Below are 17917 nucleotides of genomic sequence, written 5' to 3' on the forward strand. Positions count from 1 at the left end.
TAAGAATATACGAAGGGCGCGGATCATTCCGCGCCCTGAAGGTCTGAACAGTTTATTCGATGGCGCTCAGTTCGGCGTTCATTTCCGCCACAGCCGTCGCGGCATCAATGTCACCGTCGATATACTCGCGCACCACGCGGTTGATGACCTGAGAGTTGACCATCTTGGAGGCGAGCGCCAGTTGGCCTTCTTTCACGCCCCAACGCTGGGCCACATCAAGACCGGCGACAATCTCGTTGATCATCTCCTGCGCATAGAGATCACCAAGCGGGGCCTTGCGGTCCACACCGACGGGCAATTCAGCCCAGGCTTTCCCGAAGGCTTCCGGATCTTCCGCAGTGCCACGACGTGTCGGGAACATGCCTTCCGGTGCAATGGAGAGGGTTTGCAGATAACCTTCATCCATCGAGAACGCGACGAAATCCTCGGCCTCATCAATCGAGGCATCGGTGGTGATGCCGAAATAGTTGATGTTGGCATAGGCCGCGCCATCAGGATTCGACGGACCGGAGAAAGTGGTCACGATACCGGTTTTCGACGCCAGTTCGCCCGAGGTCGGATCGTCATTGATGGTGGGCGGAGCGCTGTCACGCAGACCAGCCAGTTCGTCAAGGATGAAGGGCGACCAGATGATCATTGCCGCATTGCCGGAGAAATAGAGCGTCCGCGACTGGTCCCAGTAGAGATCACCCGGAGGCGACGCATTGGCAATGGCCTTATAGAAATCAAGCACTTCCGTGGTCTTTTTCTCATCCAGCGGGGCGAAACCGTTCTCGTCCACGGGGCTCACGCCATTGGCGAGGAACACATGTTCGAGCACCTGCGACATGAAGGCTTCGTCCACTTTCGTGGCGGCGACGAAACCATACATCTCCGGCGGATTGTGCAGTTTTTCGAGAGCCGCCTCAACAGCGGCAAAAGAGGTCGGCGCTTCGAGACCGGCAGCGTCGAAGAGGTCTTTGCGGTAGACAATCATCTGGGTCCAGCCGTTGGCCGGAACAGAGGCATAGCCGTCATCCATCGCCGCCATGCTCAGCGCACCCGATGCAAAAGTCTCCGGACCGAGATCTTCGATCACGTCTGTCGCAGCATCCGTATCAAGAATCCCCGCTTCAGCCCAAGGCAGCGCATATTGCAACGGATGGTAAATCACATCCGGCAGATCGCCAGCGGCATAGGCGGCCGTGGCCCGCGTGCCCAGATCGGACTCCGTCACTGGAATCACCTCGACCGCAACGCCGGTTTTCTCTTCAAAGGCTTTGGCCATTTCTTCCTGTTTCGCCAGGCGATCCGGCTGTTCCTCGGTGGTCCAGAACCGCAGCGTCTCGGCGCTGGCGGCAAAGCTGGTCAAAGCCAGCGCCGTCGCCGCACTTGTCAAAAGGATATGTTTTTTCAATGTCATCTCTCTCTCCCTGAGTTGATGAAGTTAATCAAAAGACATGTGATCCGCCAAAAGCCGGCTCATATGTTGCGCCAATGCGTCTGGCGTCTTGGCGGGCGCCCCGACGGAGCCTCCCGGACAGAATTCCGCCGCGATCAGCTCTTGCTGAAGAGGCGCGTCCATGTTGCGCACGCGGGCGATAAACATCTCGCCCAGTGCGGCCCCTGCCTTGCGGTTGTCGACCGAGAAGGTCGCAAGCCGTGGCCACATGGCCCGTGCTTCCGGTGAACCGTCATAGCCCACCACCGACAGGTCCGAACCGATTTTCAGACCAATGGAATTCGCAAAATCATAAACCCCGCGCGCCAGCATATCGGTAGCGCACAAGATGGCTGTCGGCGGGTGGTTCGTGCTTAGAAGCTGTCGCGTCGCCTTGGCCGCCTCTTCCGGACACAAAAGCTCCTCGATCATCAATGCAGGATCGATATCCAGCCCTGCACTCTGCAATCCGGCGCGATAACCGTCACGCCGCAGATGGGAATAGGCATAGTGACTGGCCGAACCGATATAGGCGATCCGTTTGTGGCCAAGACCGGCAAGCATCGCAACGGCCTCGGACATAGAGCTTTCGCTGCGCGCATCAAAATAGGATGTATTTTGATGGTTATTGGCGCGACCGTAGCAAATATAAGGCGTGTTCTCACGCTCCAGAAAGGCAATGCGCCGATCATTCCAGAGCACACGCGGCAGGATGAAACCATCAGCTTTGCGGTTGTGCACAAGGTCGCGCATGATCCCGAGCGTATCGCCTTCACATTCGGAGGTGGCAATGGTGAGCGTCCAGCCCTCTTTCGAAGCAGCCTGTGTCAGACCCGCCAGAAACTCCGCAAGGAAAGGTCTGTGGGCATCATGTTCGGACAGTTCGATCACCAGCCCCAGTGAGCAGCTCCGTCCCGTCTTGATCGCCTGCGCCTGACTGAGCGGACGATAGCCCATAGCTTGCGCGGCCCGAATGACGCGGACGCGGGTGGTTTCTGAGATGTCCGGATAGCCGTTCAGGGCACGAGACACAGTTCCCTTTGTCAGGTTGAGCGCCTGAGAAAGATCCGTGATCGTGACCCGCGCATTGTCGCGGGAGCGTCGGTCCGGTTTGACGTCTGTCTTCACCTGATTCGCCTCCTTGTCTTCACAAGAAACTCCGAAACCGGTTTCGGCAACGGGTTTTTGTCAATTTTCGACATTCAAAGCTGCGACAAATTCGCTGCAATGCCGCATGGAAGCTCTTGAATGATCGGCAAAAACTCAGGCGATGCGGAAAACTTCGGCGGCTTCTTCCTTGGAAATACCGGATTTGTCGTGGCGTGAGGTCACACGCCCGCGTTCCATGAAAACAAGGCTGTCCGCGAGGTCATAGGCAAATTCGAAATATTGTTCGACCAGCACGATCGCCATGTCCCCGCGCTCCCGCAAAAGCGAAATCACACGCCCGATCTGCTGGATGATATTGGGCTGGATCCCCTCGGTCGGCTCATCGAGCAACAAAAGTTTCGGCTTGATGATCAAGGCCCGCGCAATCGCCAGTTGCTGTTGTTGGCCACCGGACAAATCCCCGCCACGACGATGCATGAAGTCCTTGAGGATCGGAAACAGTTCGAAAATCTCGTCGGGGATGAATTGCTCGGACTTCGGCAAACAGGCAAACCCGCTTTCGAGGTTTTCCTTCACCGTCAAAAGCGGGAAAATCATCCGCCCTTGCGGCACTACGGCCAGTCCTTTTTTGGCAAGCTCATGGGCAGGCGCACGTCCGACATCTTCGCCATCAAGCATCATCGTTCCACCCGAACGCGGATGCGTGCCGGAAATTGCCTTGAGCAGAGAGGTCTTGCCGACCCCGTTGGTTCCCATGACGCAGGTCACCTGCCCCGCCTGCGCGGTCAAATCGACATCGTAGAGGATTTGGGAGCCACCATAATGCAGCGTAAGGTTCTTCACATCGAGCATGGTCATTTCTCCTTACCGCCCCAAATAGACGTCAATGACGTCCTGATTTTGCGTCACATGATCCAGAGACCCTTCGGCGAGCACCGATCCCTCGTGCAGCACTGTCACCTTGCACTCAAGTCGCCGGACAAATTCCATGTCATGCTCCACCACCACCACAGCGCGGGTTTTCGCGGCTTCCTTGAGAATATCCGTGGTGTGTTCGCGCTCGCCGAGCGTCATGCCTGCGGCAGGTTCATCGACGAGGAGCAGCTTGGGGTCTTGGGCCAGAAGCATTCCGATTTCCAGCCATTGCTTTTGCCCGTGCGACAGTTCGCCGGATTTGCGCGACAGCTGATCGGACAAACCGATCTCACCGGCGAGTTCCTCGACCTTGGCGAAATCAGCCGGCTTGGGGCGGAAGAACAGAACCTTCAGAGGGTTACGGTCATTATTCACCGCCATCAGTAGATTTTCAAACACGGTCTGGTCCTCGAACACCGTCGGGCGCTGGAATTTCCGGCCAATGCCCGCGCGCGCAATCCGTGCTTCGTTCATACCGACCAGATTGCGGGACAGATCGCCCCAGAGCACCTTTCCCTCGTCGGGTTTCGTCTTGCCCGTCACAATATCCATAAATGTGGTTTTGCCCGCGCCGTTCGGACCGATGATCGCCCGCATTTCCGCAGGGCCGATAGAGAAGGACAGGTTGTTGATCGCCTTGAACCCGTCGAAAGATACGGAAATGCCGGAGACTTCGAGAAGTTGGCTCATTGTTCTGCCTCCTCTTCTCGCAGGCTGCCCTTATCCGGTCCCAAGGGCGCACCTTGGCGGTTGGGCGAGAGGCGTCCGGAGACAAGATCGAACAATCCGCCAATGCCTTTCGGCGCGAACAGAGTGACAAGGACAAAGGACAGGCCAAGCAACACCAGCCACCAATCCACCCATTTGATCGTGTAAAACCCGAGGTTGATGTCAGGCGCCTGTCCTCCGGTGAAATAGGTGGACACCAGCGAGACAAACACGGCACCGATCACGGCTCCATAGAGACGCCCGCGCCCGCCGATGGCCACCCAAACCGCGAGGTAGATCGAGGCAATCGGCGCAATCTCCGCAGGGTTGATGATACCCGCCTGCGGATAATACAGCGCACCACCGATGGCCGCGAGAATGGCAGTCAGAGTGAAAACAAACAGTTTGAAACCTTCAACCGAATAGCCGAGAAACCGCACCCGCGCCTCGTCATCGCGTATGCCGCGAATGACCGATCCGAATTTTCCGGAGACCACAAAGGCCGCGATCAGGTAGGTGAGCAGCAAGGCAAATGCCGAAGCCCAAAAGAACCAGATCGAGATGTTGTCCTGTGAAATCGCATCCGCGCCGGGCAGGTTTTGCAACCCCGACAAACCGTTGTTGCCGCGCAACCCGCTGTCGTTCTGGAACAGGTAGAGCGAAAGCGCCAGCGTCATCGCCTGTGTCAGGATGGAGAGGTAAACCCCCGTCACCCGGGAGCGGAAGGCCAGCCAGCCGAACACCAGCGCCAGAATGCCGGGAACCAGCACGACAAGCGCAATCTGCGCCCAGAAGCTATGAGCAAATGACCAGACGAGAGGAAAGTCGCTCGACCCGACCACGCCGAAAATCTGTGATCCGATGGCATCGGAAATCTCGGAGGGCGTGGGCGGAATAGGCGCGTTCACCATGCTTTCGACCACAATGATCTTCGTGCGCGCATACATGAGCCACATGCCGATCATATAGCCGCCCAGCCCGAAAAAGGCGAAATGCCCGAGGCTCAGGATGCCCGTGTAGCCCCAGACGAGGTCCATCGCGATGGCAACCAGCGCCAGACAGAGCGTCTTGCCCAAGGTCTTGACGAAAGAGGTCGAAAGCGCGCCGGTGCCATAGGCTTCCGACAGGAAAGTGACCACGAGGGTAAAGATCACAAGTACCGCAATGAACACCGGAAGGGAGGGGTTTTTCTTGAGAAAGTCCATGAGTTAATCCCCCGCCGCGCGGCCCTTGAGGGCGATGATGCCCTTGGGCCGGAACTGGATGAAAATGATGATGAAAACGATCATGTAGGTTTGTGCCGCAAGCGTGTTGGACGGGTTGAACCATTCGATTCCCTTTTGCAGAAAACCGATCATGGTCGCGCCCAGAAGCGTGCCCCAGATATTGCCGACACCGCCCACAACCACGGTCATGAAGCTCTGCACGATGTAATCCGACCCCAATTCCGAGGTGACTTTCGCATAGAGCCCGATGGCAACCCCCGCGACCCCCGCGATGCCGGAGCCAAGCCCGAAGGTCAGCATGTTCACCTTGTCCGGATTGATCCCCATAGAGGCCGCCATGCGCGGGTTTTGCGTCACGGCACGGGTTTCAAGGCCAAGCCGCGTCTTCTTCATGATGAAGAGGAAGACCCCGAGGAACACAAGTGCGAGCACGAAAATCGCAATGCGTATGTAAGAGATCGACACAACATCATTGATGGACAGCGCCCCGTCGAGCCAACCCGGAGAGGTGAGCGGGCGGGCCTGTGTCCCGAAGATATTCTTGGCAAGCTGTTGCAGCGCAATGGAGACACCGAAGGTCGCCAGAAGCGTCTCCAAGGGACGGTTATAGAGCCAGCGGATAATCAGCCGCTCCATCGCCACACCGGCAACAAAAGTGACAGCAAAGGCCAGCGGGATCGCAAGGATGATCGAGACGGTGTAATCGGGGACGATCTGTTGCACCACATAGCCGGTGTAAGCGCCCATCATGATAAACTCGCCGTGGGCCATATTGATAACCCCCATCACGCCGAAGGTGATGGCAAGGCCGATCGCCGCGAGGAAATAGATCGAGGCCAGAGACAGGCCGTCGAGGGTCAGATCGAACATCTGGTTCAGCCCGACAGCGCGGTTGATAGAGGACAGCACCACCTCTGCGGCATCCGTGACGGCTTTGGACGGCTCGGCATAGACTTCGGCAAAGCGCACACCTGTGACCGCGTCCTCAATGGAGAATGAGGGATCGAACGGCGGCACCACGCCTTCACGCGCCAAAGCGACATAGGCCCGATCCCGCGCCTCTTGCGTGTTCAGCGCCGCCACAGGCACGCCGCCGACCATCCCGTCTTTGATATGGGCTTCCAGCGCCGATTTGCGCGCATCCGGAGACGGCTGCGGTTCCAAAGCTCCGGCAGCAATCATGAGCGCATAGCCTTCCGAAGCGGATAGATCCCGCGAGCCGGCACGCAATTCGCGCTTCACATTGGCCGTGTCAGGCAGATCTTCGGCATAGACCGTCTTGGTGGTCAAAACAGGGTTGAGCGCAGCACGAGCCTCCAGTGACAGCGCACCTTTAAAGCCGTTAATCGCGGTCACACGGGCGGCCTCATCCGTGTCGTAAGAAATGGTCAAAAGCCGTTCCGTGACCTCTTTGAGCGCCTTGATGTCGGGATCAGGCTCCTGCGCAATGGACTCCCGCAAAGGCGCAAGGTGGGACGCTTCACCGTCACGCTGGATCGCCAGAATCGCCGCGCGGCGTCGCTCCGGATCCGGATCATTCAGTTGAAACTGCACCAAAGCCGCGCCGATCATCGCGCGGATCCCCGAATTCGGCTTGAGTTGCTTCAAATCGGATTTCTCCACAGTGCCGACACTCTGCCCCGTCGTGAAATCGAACAATTCATAGGTTTTGCTGTCGCGTTTTTCCGCTTTGAAAAACAGCCCGTCACTCTGACGTTGCCACATGTCCTTGGACTGCCACGCCTGCAACACATCTTGCGCGGCGGGAAGCCCCGAACCGGCGAGCGCCTCAATCGCCGGAGCGATGGTTTTGCGCGAAGATTTGACGATGACCTCGGCGTGTTCTTGCAACACGTCCTGAACGGTCCGGTCCTGAGCCTGAGCCATCAAGGCGCAGGTGAGAAAGAGCAGGCAGGCTGCAACAAGGCGACGAAGCATAAAATCTCTTTCCGAAATGAAGTGCGGAAGGGCGACGCTGGCCGCCCCTCCTGACGTTTCAAAGCACTCAGTAGTTGGATTTCAACTGAACACAGGTTTCGGTTTCGGTGTTGTACATGCCACAGCCGAGGTCTTTCCAATCGGACTTGAGCACGGCAGATTCGGGCAGGAAGTCTGTCCACGCATCGCCCGGAACTTCTTCGGTCTGGGAAATGATGTCGAACTGGCCGTCATCCAGAATTTCCCCGATGAGAACCGGTTTGGAGAGATGGTGGTTCACATTCATGACCGCGGTGCCACCTGTCAGGTTCGGGAATTCCTGACCATACATCTCGGAACGCACCGCATCGACATCGGTGGTGCCTGCGGCTTCAACCGCGTTCACCCACATATTGAAGCCGATATAGTGTGCTTCCATCGGATCATTGGTCACGCGGGCATCATCACCGATAAACGCGTGCCATGCTTCGATGAACGACGCATTTTCCTCGGTATCAGCGGACATGAAGTAGTTCCATGCCGCGAGATGGCCGACAAGGTTTGATGTGTCGAGGCCGGAAAGCTCTTCTTCGCCCACAGAGAAGGCGACAACCGGAATATCATCGGCAGACACACCGGCGGCGGCCAGTTCCTTATAGAAACCGATATTGGCATCCCCGTTGATGGTGGAGATCACGCCGACCTTCTTGCCATCCGCGCCCAGCGCCACGACATCCGCCACAATCTTGGACCAGTCGGAATGACCGAAGGGGGTGTAGTTGACGAAAATATCCTCTTCCGCGATGCCCTTCGACTTGAGGTAGCTTTCAAGGATGCTGTTCGTCGTGCGCGGGTAGACATAGTCCGTGCCGAGCAGCGCGAATTTCTCGACGCCCAGTTCATCAAGGAAATAATCTGTGGCCGGAATCGCCTGCTGGTTCGGTGCGGCGCCGGTGTAGAACACGTTTTTCGAGCTTTCCTCGCCCTCGTATTGCACCGGATAGAAAAGCAGACCGTTGAGTTCTTCGATCACCGGCAGGACGGATTTACGCGACACCGAGGTCCAGTTGCCAAAAATCACATCGACATTTTGCACCGTCAAAAGCTCGCGTGCCTTTTCGGCAAAGAGCGGCCAGTCGGAGGCCGGATCGACCACCACAGCTTCGAGGTCACAGCCCAAAAGACCGCCCTTCTCGTTTTGCTGCTCCACCAGCATCAGCATCGCATCTTTCAACGTGGTCTCGGAAATCGCCATTGATCCCGACAGGGAGTGCAAGACCCCGACCTTGATCGGACAATCGGCGGCGAATGCACCGGAGGCAATCGCAGTGCTCGCAAACAGCGCAGAGGCCAGCGTGGCTTTGAGTTGAATTTTCACTTCCATATTCCCTTGTTGGAAGCCGCAGAACTGTCGCGCGCTTTCATAAGAAAGCATCCATTATTTTGATTTTTATGGATAAAACGCCAACAGCCCCCTTATGCAGCGTTAAAGATTTATATCTTTTGCGTCCAGATCATCAGACCCCGACACATGTCCCCACGGCACGTCGTGACCTGTCTTTGCCTTTCGGTCTCCGTAAAGAGCACTCAAGGGGTCGACCACATGCCGCACAGAAAGTCTGGAGTTGCGCAAAACATGCACACAAGACTCTAAAGAAAATCACAGACAACAAATACAGAAGGGGCAGAAGATGCCCGCTTCTTAAGCGCTCGACTGCATCTGTGACACATTGATGTGCACAAAACAAACACGCTTTTCAGGGGATATCTCCCGCGAATCCACCCGTAACAAGTAAGCAAAGAAGGAAAAGCGTGCGGGGTCTCAACACAATATTAGGAGCTTTCTGCCATGCTGCGACCAGTTGGCCCACCTCTGATGGGGAAAGGCCATACTGGATTTGCGTATCAAGATGACTACGGAGCGTGGGATGAAAGATCGACTTGGAAATATTTTTGGCTCTGTCGCAGCTAAAATTCTCGGGATTTTATGTGCACTTGTCGGCACAACACTCGCTGCGATTCTGGTGTCCGGTTCACTGATTTCCACAATCAACGAAGAAGCCGAATCGCTCGTTTCCTCCTCCCTGCCCCCTTTGGAAACGGCCTCTGATATTTCCAATGCGGTCTCGGATTTGAAAGATGCCGTCAACAATTTACTGGTCACCAACTCCCATCTGGCAATCGAAGACGCGGTTCATGGCATCCAAAAAGCCAACGACACCCTACATGCACATATGCTGGAGGCCGATCAGAACCGCTATCCGGACTTGTCCAAAGAAATGGCAACACTCGCCACCAATCTCGAAACGCTGGAGCAGGCGCGTCAACAAGAGCTGACGGCACAAAACCTGAATATGAAAGCGCTGGCCCAACTCAGCCAGGATGCGCGCATTCTCAGCGACACACTGCAAAGCCAGATTGACGGAGCCTCCTTCTCCCTTTTGCTGGCGGGGAATACCGCGACCGCAAAATCGACCTACAATATAAACCAACTGCTCAAACGCGAGGTTGAGGCGCTCAAGCTCGCGTTGCTCCTGAAGGCCGAATTGAACCTCTCCGTCGGCCTTACACAGGCTCTGCTGGAAACCAGCGATCTCGGCCAACACAAAGAGATCCACGACAACGCTCTGGAGGGAATGGCCCGCATCGACGCGATTCTCGAAGACATGCAAAGCAACAAAACTGCCGCCGAATACATAGAACAGCTTCGCATGTCCCTGTCCTTCCACAAAGAGTTTCTGAACTTAACGCCTACAGAAATGAAAATCCGTGCCCGCCATCTGCACAGCGCACAGAACAAGCTTGATGCAGAAATTTCAAATGTGGTGGAAACAACTTTGTCCGTGCTCGACAAGGAAAGCAGAATCACGTTCTCAACCAACGAAGCCGTGCTGAATGACCTGCTGAACACGGATGTCCGCGAAATCACAGATCTCGCACGTCTGGACGCTACGATCAAAACAGTCCTTATCAAGGCCATGCAGGGTGCCGCCTCGAATAACAGTGGGTATATTCAAGCCCTTCAATTCGAAATCGACGAGATCGTTCCCAAAATCAGTGCAAAGGCCTCCATCCTCCCAGAAAAGGTCCAATCCATCCTGTCTTCGGTTCTCGCACAGGTGCATCCTGAAACCGGCCTTCTTGCAACCCGCCTCAAAGCCTTAAACGCACGCAGCGACGGTTTCGTCGCGACCTCCGCCGTCTCCGAAGATCTCCTCAGCATCTCGAAGATCGCCGTCACTATTTCAAACGACTCCATTGTCGACATCTCGCACGCAAGTCAGGTCTTGATGTCAGATGCGCAAGACGCGTCCACAACAATGAACGGAATTACCGCCTTTGCCATCGCAATCGTGCTGGCCGCTCCGGTCTTGACCTACATCTTCATCATGCGACCACTGAGTGCCGTAACCGCCAGCACCGAACGCCTCGCCATTGGAGATATGTCTGAAATCCGGCGTGTCGGCGGACGTTACGGAGAGATCGCACGACTCTTCTCTGCCTTGACCGTGTTCCGGAACAATCTTGTCGAAAAAGAGCGCATGGAGGCGGAGGCGGTTGAGCGCGTACAGAAAGAAGCCGAAGCCGAGGCAAAGGTCGCAGAAGAAAAACGTGCCCGCGAAATTGCCGAGCAGCAAAGAAAAGAAGAGCAAGAACGCCGCGAACGCGAACAAGAAGCCCGTGCAGAAGCAGAGCGTCGCAAACTCGAAGAAGCCGCCGAAGCCGAGCGCAAGGCACGGCACGAAGAACAAACCGCAGTCGTCAATGCGTTGGCAGAAGGGCTCCGTCGTCTCTCCAATGGAGATGTGCGCATGACAATCGAACAAGAATTCCCCGAAAGCTATGAACAACTGCGCCAAGACTATAATGCCGCCGTCTTGTCTCTGCGTTCCGTCGTCGAACAGCTTTCCGGCACATCGCAAACGATCCACGCAAATTCGAATGAAATCTCGAATGCCGCGAATGATCTGTCCCAGCGCACTGAACGGGCAGCCTCAATGTTGGGCGAAACCGCTTCCGCACTGACCCAGTTGACTGCAGCCGTGAAATCTGCAGCCGATGGGGCCGCCTCTGCAAATGAAACGGTAAGTGGCGCCAAAACCAATGCGCAAAACGCAAGCACAGTCGTGGAACAGGCCATTTCGGCTATGGACGCAATTTCGGACTCCTCTGACAAGATTTCCAAAATTATCTCTGTCATTGACGATATCGCGTTCCAGACCAACCTGCTCGCGCTCAACGCCGGTGTAGAAGCCGCTCGCGCCGGAGACGCCGGTCGTGGCTTTGCCGTGGTTGCCTCGGAAGTTCGCGCCCTTGCCCAGCGCTCCTCGGAAGCCGCGCGGGAAATTAATGCCCTGATTTCGGTCTCCGGACAGGAAGTCGGACGCGGTGTCGCTCTCGTTGATCAGACCGGTGAGGCGCTCCGCTCCATCGTGCAGGATGTCTCCGTCATCTCGACACATATGTCCGAAATTGCCACATCCGCAGAACAGCAATCTGCCGGCATTTCCGAAATCAACACGGCAGTCGCCAATCTCGATCAGACAACCCAGCAAAACGCCGCCATGTTTGAAGAGACCACTGCGGCAAGCTTCTCTCTGGCAAATGAGGCTTCCACCCTCAATGAGATTGTGAAGCAATTCGTCTTGAGTGAGGCTCCCGTAGGCGAGGAAGTGCATGATGCCCCTGTGATGCTCGCCTCATGATCCGAAACTCTACGAAAAATCGGAGAAACTCTTGATATGCCTCAATGCAACCCACACCAATCTAGCGGCATCTAATTCAATATAATTTCGCCAGTCAGCAAGGATTGATCGTGACCATATTCCAGAACACCCCGTTCGACCAACTTGAGGTCGGGATGGAAGCAGAAGTCCGTCGTCTCTGTGTCGCAGATGACCTTTATGTCTTTGCCCATGCGTCCGGCAATCTCAACCCTATGCACCTTCCGAAAGAGGATGGGGACAGGGACGGAAAGCCGGAATCCGTTGCACCTTCCAGTTGGGTTGGGTCGCTCATTTCCGCCGTGCTCGGGAACAAGCTTCCCGGACCGGGCACCCTCTATAAATCTCAAAATTTGAGATTTCATGCGCGGGCTCATGCCGGTGATGAGCTAATCGCCCGCGTCAAACTCATTCGCAAAAGTAGCAACCGGAGTGCAACTTTCGAAACGACTGTGACCCTTGCCGACGGAACAGTCCTCATCGACGGTGAAACCGAAGTCATTGCGCCTGCCACGAAAGAAAGTTTTGACATTCATGATGTGCCCGGACTGACCGTCGAAAGCCATCGGCACTTCGACAAATTGCTAGAAATGTCCGAAGACCTCCCTGCAACACGCATGGCGGTTGTGGCACCGGAAGAAGAAAACGCACTCCGTGGCGCAATGATGGCAGCCGAGCACAAGCTGATCCAACCCATCCTCCTTGGAGATCAGGACAAAATCCATAGCACCGCCAAGGCGCTTGGGATCACGCTCGACAAAATTGAGTTGATCCATTGCGCCACGCATCACGAAGCCGCCCAACTGGCCGTCACCATGGTCCGCGACGCGCGCGCAAATGCGATCATGAAAGGCCACATGCACACAGACGATTTGTTGCGGCCGATCCTGAATTCCCGCAACGGCCTGAAAACCGGTCGCCGTCTCAGTCATATATTCGTCATGGATGTGCCCGGCCTGGATCACCTCCTGATGGTCTCCGACGCAGCGATCAACATCGCGCCCGACCTCCCGACCAAGGTCGACATCGTCCAGAATGCAATCGACTTGGCCATCAGCCTCGGGATCGAGACCCCGAAAGTGGGCGTCCTTTCCGCAGTCGAAACGGTAAACCCGAAAATCCCGTCAACGCTCGACGCGGCCGCGCTCTCGAAAATGGCCGACCGCGACCAGATCAAAGGTGGCATTGTGGACGGACCGCTGGCAATGGACAACGCCATCAGCCTTTCGGCCGCACGCACCAAAGGCATCAAAGGCGGCGTGGCCGGACATGCGGATATCCTGATCGTCCCCAATCTGGAAAGCGGCAATATGCTGGCGAAAGAGCTGACATTCATCGCCCATGCCGAAGCCGCCGGTGTCGTCATTGGCGCCCGATGTCCGATCGTTCTGAACTCCCGCTCGGATAGTGACAAGTCGCGACTGGCCTCATGTGCCGTCGCAGCACTTCACGCAAAACGCGCACGGGAGATCACCTGATGGGCCAGAGAATCCTTACAGTGAATGCCGGATCGTCGTCGGTCAAATTCGCCCTCTACAAATCTGCAGCATCGCCGGAATGTCTCGCACGCGGTCAGGTCCAAGGCATCGGCTCTTCCCCCAGTTTCAAGTTCAAAAAGGGCGGGTCCGGCGCGACCGAACCTGTCGACGCCAAAGATCAGGATCAAGCACTGGATGTCATTTTGAGCGAGATCACTCCGCTCCTCGACGGGCAGGAGGTCGCAGGCGTCGGCCACCGGATCGTGCATGGTGGACCGCTGCGCGCAGCGCCTGCGGAACTCACAGAGGATGTTCTGGCCGATCTCGCCACGTTCAATCCGCTGGCCCCATTGCATCAGCCACACAACCTGTCGGCGGTCAAAGCGGCCAAACGCGCCTTCCCCTACGCGCTCCAGATCGGGTGTTTTGACACAGCGTTTCACCGCAACCACCCGTGGGAAAACGACATCTACGCCATCCCGCGCAAATATTACAAACAAGGGGTAAAGCGCTACGGGTTCCACGGACTGAGCTATGACTATGTCTCGCATCAACTTGTCCGCGAACATCCTGAATTGCACGGCAAACGCATTATCATGTGCCACCTCGGCAGCGGCGCCTCGATCTGCGCGGTCAACAACGGGGTCTCGATTTCATCCTCTATGGGGTTTTCACCGCTGGATGGCATCCCCATGTCCACCCGTTCCGGCCACCTTGATCCCGGTATTCTTTTGTATCTCATGGAGACGGAGGGCATGACGGCCAAAGAGTTAACCCACATGCTCTATTACGACTCAGGGCTGCTCGGGTTGTCCGGCATAAGCCATGACATGCAAGTGCTGGAAAACTCGGATGAACAAGGGGCCAAGGAAGCTGTCGAATATTTCGTTTACCGCGTGCGTCGGGAAATCGGGGCTATGGCCGCGACACTTTCGGGGATTGATGCGCTCGTGTTCTGCGGTGGTATCGGAGAAAACTCCCCGAACATCCGCCTTCAAATCATCGAACGGCTCGGATTTCTGGGCATTACCACCGACGCGGATGCCAATGCGCAGAACGCGACGCGAATATCCAAAGGGCCGACACCGGTCTTTGTCCTGCCGACCGACGAAGAACAGGTGATCGCCAATGCAGTGGCCAAGGCGCTCGCCCCCGCACATTGACGGTCAGCTTTCGGCGGTCCGCAAAACCCGCGCGGGACGCACACGCATGGCACGCCATGAAAACAGGAGAGAGGTCAGGGAGGTCACAAGCACCCCGCCCAAAACGATCCAGAGCGCGACACCGGCGGACAGGGAAAAATCGACTTCCATCACGAAATGGATCACCGCCCACGCCGCCGTCGCACCGGTCACAAGCGCCACCAGCCCCGCACCCAAGCCGAGTATCAAGGCCCGCAACGCGAAACTGGCCAGAATACGTGCACGACTGGCTCCGAGGGTTTTCAACACGGCAGCTTCATACCGCCGCCGCTCTTCGCCCGCCGCAGCGGTGCCAATCAACACCACAGCGCCGGTCACCAAAGTTGCTGCAGCTCCCAATGTCGTGGCCGCAGCAATGCTCTGCAACACAGAGACCACTCGATCAATTGCATCACGCACCCGTATCGTCGTGATATTGGGATAGGATTGCGCCAGATCGCGGATCAACGGGGCCTCGGCCTCCGGCGTGGCATAAATCGTCGCAATCCATGTATGCGGCGCACCGGAAAGGGCCGCCGGATTTATGGTCAGGACAAAGCCCATCCCCGCTCCCGAGAAATCAACAGTGCGAAACGAAGTGATTGTCCCCGTGATGTCGCGACCAAGAATATTGATCGTCATCTCGTCACCGAGTTCGAGGCCCATTTCTTCGGCCTCCTCGGCAGCAAAACTGATCTGAGGCGAAGTCTCCTCCGGCCCCCACCATGTCCCTTCGGTGATCTCCGTATTCTCCGGAGGGGTTGCCGCATAGGTGATGCCACGATCCCCGCGCAGCACCCAATGCGGTCCGGCCACCTCCTGCGCATCACGCCCGTTGATCTTGGTGATCAAGCCGCGCAGCATTGGAGCAGCTTCGAACCGGCTTACACCGGAATCGCCTTCAACGCGCGTCGTCAGACCTTCGATCTGGTCCGGCTGGATGTCGACGACAAAATATGACGGTGCGCGTTCGGGCAGGTCCTGCGCGATGGCGTTGCGCATATTGGCGTCAATCTGGCCAATCGCGGAGAGCACCGTCAGCCCCAGTCCGAGCGAGAGGACCACAGACACGGCCTCTCCTCCGGGGCCGCCAATAGAACCAAGCGCCAGACGCAGCGGCAACGCCCCCCGCCGCATGAGTGACAGTCGTGACAGGTGCCGCGCCAAAGCCGTCAGCCCCCGCCCCGCCAAAACGAGCAGGCCGAAGGTCACCGCGAGCCCCGCAAAGGCCCAAAGCACAAGGCCCGCATTCTCGGAAAACAGGACCGCCGCGCCGACAAGCGCCGCGATCAGAAGCGCCTGCGCCACGAGATAAGGCCAACGCGGCCAGCCTCGCAGACCGAAAAACGCATCACGATAGAGCGCCGCAGGACGAATGTGTTCGGCGCGGGCCAAAGGCCACAACACGAAAATCGCGCTGGCGAGAAAGCCATAGATGGCGGCTTCAACCAGAGGTGCGATATGGGGTGTCGCCTCGACCGGAACCGGGAGCATGGTGCGGATGAACGGAAAGGCCAGCGCGGGCACAAGCGCGCCGATCACCAGCCCCGCCACAATCGCGATTCCCGACAGGGTTCCGATTTGAAACAGATAGGCCAGAAAAATTGTGCGACGGTCCGCTCCGAGTGTTTTGAGCGTGGCGATCACGGAGATCTTCCGGTCCAGATAGGCACACACCGAAGAGGACACGCCGACCCCGCCGACCGTCAAACCCGCCAAACCGACCAACACGAGAAAAGAACCGAGACGTTCGACAAAGCGGCTCACACCGGGAGCACCATTGCGCGCATCACGCCAGCGGAATCCGCCGGATGCGACCTCCTGTTTGGCTTGCGACTTGAGCGCCTCCAGATCGGTGGCGTCCGGCAGATCCAGCCGATAGGCGCTTTCGAACAATGTGCCGGGGGCGAGAAGGCCAGTGTCCCGCAACGCCGACAAGGACACGAGACTGCGCGGGCCAAGGGTAAACCCCTCCCCTGCCCCGTCCGGTTCGCGGATTAGTTCGGCCATGACGACAAAGGACACATCCGCCAATGTGACGCGATCTCCGATGCCGAGGCCCAAGCGCTCGAACAACATGCGATCAAGCACGATCCCCGCGACCCCGTCCTGTCCGGCCAGAGCTACTGACAAAGGCATGTCAGGCGACAGACCGACCGAGCCGAGCAAGGGATAGGCGCTATCAACGGCCTTCACCTGCGTCAGGGCGCGCTCTGCGCCATAGCCGAGCATGGAGCGGAAATCCGCGATCTCGGAGAGGGCGAGAGACTGCGCCTCCATCCATGCGCGTTCGTCCACGGAGGCAAAGCGGTAGGTGAATTCCATTTCCGCATCACCGCCCAGCAGTGTAGCCCCTTCGCGGGCGAGACCTTTGGAAATCCCGTCACGCACCGATGTCACCGCCGCAATCGCGGCAACGCCCAACAACAGGCTCAGGATCAGAATTCGAAATCCCCGCACACCGGCACGCAATTCACGGCGGGCAATGGTCCATGCAAGACCTGCGCTGCTCACGCGGACACCTCCGCCAGATCGATCTTACCATCACGCAAGCGCACGACACGATCACAACGCGCGGCCAGTTCGGGGGAGTGGGTCACCATCACCAAGGTCGCTCCGTGGCGGTCCCGAAGCTGCATCAAAAGATCCATGATCGCCTCACCCGTGCTGCCATCGAGATTGCCGGTCGGCTCGTCCGCCAGCAGAATTTCGGGACGCGGGGCCGATGCTCGCGCCAGCGCCACGCGTTGCTGTTCGCCCCCCGACATCTGCGCCGGATAGTGATCGCAACGGTCGCCTAGGCCCACGGCCTCCAATTCCGCACGCGCGTGGTCGAATGCCTCCGCCACACCTGCCAGTTCGAGCGGGATGGCGACATTTTCCAAGGCTGTCATTGTCGGGATAAGGTGGAAGGACTGGAACACAATCCCCATATGATCTCTACGAAAGCGGGCCAGACGATCTTCGTTCATTGCGCTCAGATCATGCCCGAGCACAGAAACCCGACCGGCGCTGGCCCGTTCCAGCCCACCCAGAACCATAAGGAGCGACGATTTGCCAGAGCCAGACGGCCCCACAAGCCCGAGCGTTTCCCCGCGTTTGACCTCAAGAGAAATGCCGCGCAAAATATCGACCCGCCCCGCATTGCCATCAAGAGACAGCTTGATGTCCTGTGTTGCGATGATCGGTTCTGACATGGGAGTATCCTTTTGACCTCTGACACATATGGGGCATTGGC

12 protein-coding genes are annotated in these 17917 nt (G+C 57.4%); 3 read left to right on the forward strand and 9 right to left on the reverse strand.

All coding sequences use genetic code 11. From position 1 onward, the window contains the following. Positions 1-52: 52 nt before the first annotated feature. From BM152_RS14335 to urtA, 7 genes are all read right to left on the reverse strand, one after another. Positions 53-1402 carry an ABC transporter substrate-binding protein gene (locus BM152_RS14335; protein WP_066602610.1) on the reverse strand — a complete coding sequence of 450 codons (1350 nt, stop codon included), beginning with the start codon at positions 1400-1402 and terminating at the stop codon, positions 53-55. A 24-nt stretch (positions 1403-1426) separates the two neighbouring features. Beyond that, entirely contained in the window at positions 1427-2548 is a 1122-nt protein-coding gene (locus BM152_RS14340) for a LacI family DNA-binding transcriptional regulator (protein WP_066602607.1), read from the reverse strand. 135 nt (positions 2549-2683) lie between these two features. Next, positions 2684-3382, reverse strand: a complete 699-nt coding sequence (gene urtE, locus BM152_RS14345; RefSeq protein WP_066602723.1) for an urea ABC transporter ATP-binding subunit UrtE — start codon at positions 3380-3382, stop codon at positions 2684-2686. Positions 3383-3394: 12 nt separating this feature from the next. Continuing rightward, on the reverse strand, positions 3395-4135 hold the full coding sequence (gene urtD / locus BM152_RS14350; protein WP_066602601.1) for an urea ABC transporter ATP-binding protein UrtD: 741 nt from the start codon (positions 4133-4135) through the stop codon (positions 3395-3397). Beyond that, positions 4132-5358: an urea ABC transporter permease subunit UrtC gene (urtC, locus tag BM152_RS14355; RefSeq protein ID WP_066602599.1), complete on the reverse strand. Its 1227-nt coding sequence runs from the start codon at positions 5356-5358 to the stop codon at positions 4132-4134. Before urtC ends, urtD begins: the two co-directional genes overlap by 4 nt. Before the next feature lie 3 nt (positions 5359-5361). Next, positions 5362-7317: an urea ABC transporter permease subunit UrtB gene (urtB, locus tag BM152_RS14360; protein WP_066602597.1), complete on the reverse strand. Its 1956-nt coding sequence runs from the start codon at positions 7315-7317 to the stop codon at positions 5362-5364. A gap of 67 nt (positions 7318-7384) precedes the next feature. Then, positions 7385-8680 (reverse strand): urea ABC transporter substrate-binding protein, encoded by a 1296-nt coding sequence (gene urtA, locus BM152_RS14365; RefSeq protein ID WP_066602595.1) that lies wholly within the window; start codon positions 8678-8680, stop codon positions 7385-7387. Between the two features lie 544 nt (positions 8681-9224). Here urtA and BM152_RS19305 point away from each other — a divergent pair. The 3 genes from BM152_RS19305 to BM152_RS14380 all read left to right on the forward strand — a co-directional run bounded on the left by BM152_RS19305 (position 9225) and on the right by BM152_RS14380 (position 14661). Beyond that, on the forward strand, positions 9225-12002 hold the full coding sequence (locus BM152_RS19305) for a HAMP domain-containing methyl-accepting chemotaxis protein (protein ID WP_066602592.1): 2778 nt from the start codon (positions 9225-9227) through the stop codon (positions 12000-12002). A 110-nt stretch (positions 12003-12112) separates the two neighbouring features. Next, positions 12113-13498 carry a bifunctional enoyl-CoA hydratase/phosphate acetyltransferase gene (locus BM152_RS14375; protein ID WP_269446556.1) on the forward strand — a complete coding sequence of 462 codons (1386 nt, stop codon included), beginning with the start codon at positions 12113-12115 and terminating at the stop codon, positions 13496-13498. Then, the gene (locus tag BM152_RS14380) at positions 13498-14661 is read left to right on the forward strand and encodes an acetate/propionate family kinase (protein WP_066602589.1); all 1164 of its coding nucleotides are present in this window, start codon (positions 13498-13500) and stop codon (positions 14659-14661) included. The genes BM152_RS14375 and BM152_RS14380 overlap by 1 nt, the downstream gene beginning before the upstream one ends. A 3-nt stretch (positions 14662-14664) precedes the next feature. On the opposite strand, the gene BM152_RS14385 is transcribed toward BM152_RS14380, so the two are convergent. Together BM152_RS14385 and BM152_RS14390 are read right to left on the reverse strand one after the other, a co-directional pair. Further along, positions 14665-17193, reverse strand: a complete 2529-nt coding sequence (locus tag BM152_RS14385; protein ID WP_066602586.1) for an ABC transporter permease — start codon at positions 17191-17193, stop codon at positions 14665-14667. Continuing rightward, positions 17190-17876 (reverse strand): ABC transporter ATP-binding protein, encoded by a 687-nt coding sequence (locus BM152_RS14390; protein WP_066602584.1) that lies wholly within the window; start codon positions 17874-17876, stop codon positions 17190-17192. Before BM152_RS14390 ends, BM152_RS14385 begins: the two co-directional genes overlap by 4 nt. Positions 17877-17917 lie beyond the last annotated feature (41 nt).

The sequence above is a fragment of the Celeribacter halophilus genome (assembly GCF_900114135.1).
In the GTDB taxonomy this organism is placed as follows: domain Bacteria; phylum Pseudomonadota; class Alphaproteobacteria; order Rhodobacterales; family Rhodobacteraceae; genus Celeribacter; species Celeribacter halophilus.

What these genes read in the sequence shown, in the direction of transcription:
- BM152_RS14335 (WP_066602610.1), bottom strand. Translation starts at nt 1,402, where the DNA reads ATGACATTGAAAAAACATATCCTTTTGACAAGTGCGGCGACGGCGCTG.
- urtE (WP_066602723.1), bottom strand. Translation starts at nt 3,382, where the DNA reads ATGCTCGATGTGAAGAACCTTACGCTGCATTATGGTGGCTCCCAAATC.
- urtD (WP_066602601.1), bottom strand. Translation starts at nt 4,135, where the DNA reads ATGAGCCAACTTCTCGAAGTCTCCGGCATTTCCGTATCTTTCGACGGG.
- urtC (WP_066602599.1), bottom strand. Translation starts at nt 5,358, where the DNA reads ATGGACTTTCTCAAGAAAAACCCCTCCCTTCCGGTGTTCATTGCGGTA.
- urtB (WP_066602597.1), bottom strand. Translation starts at nt 7,317, where the DNA reads ATGCTTCGTCGCCTTGTTGCAGCCTGCCTGCTCTTTCTCACCTGCGCC.
- urtA (WP_066602595.1), bottom strand. Translation starts at nt 8,680, where the DNA reads ATGGAAGTGAAAATTCAACTCAAAGCCACGCTGGCCTCTGCGCTGTTT.
- BM152_RS19305 (WP_066602592.1), top strand. Translation starts at nt 9,225, where the DNA reads ATGAAAGATCGACTTGGAAATATTTTTGGCTCTGTCGCAGCTAAAATT.
- BM152_RS14380 (WP_066602589.1), top strand. Translation starts at nt 13,498, where the DNA reads ATGGGCCAGAGAATCCTTACAGTGAATGCCGGATCGTCGTCGGTCAAA.
- BM152_RS14390 (WP_066602584.1), bottom strand. Translation starts at nt 17,876, where the DNA reads ATGTCAGAACCGATCATCGCAACACAGGACATCAAGCTGTCTCTTGAT.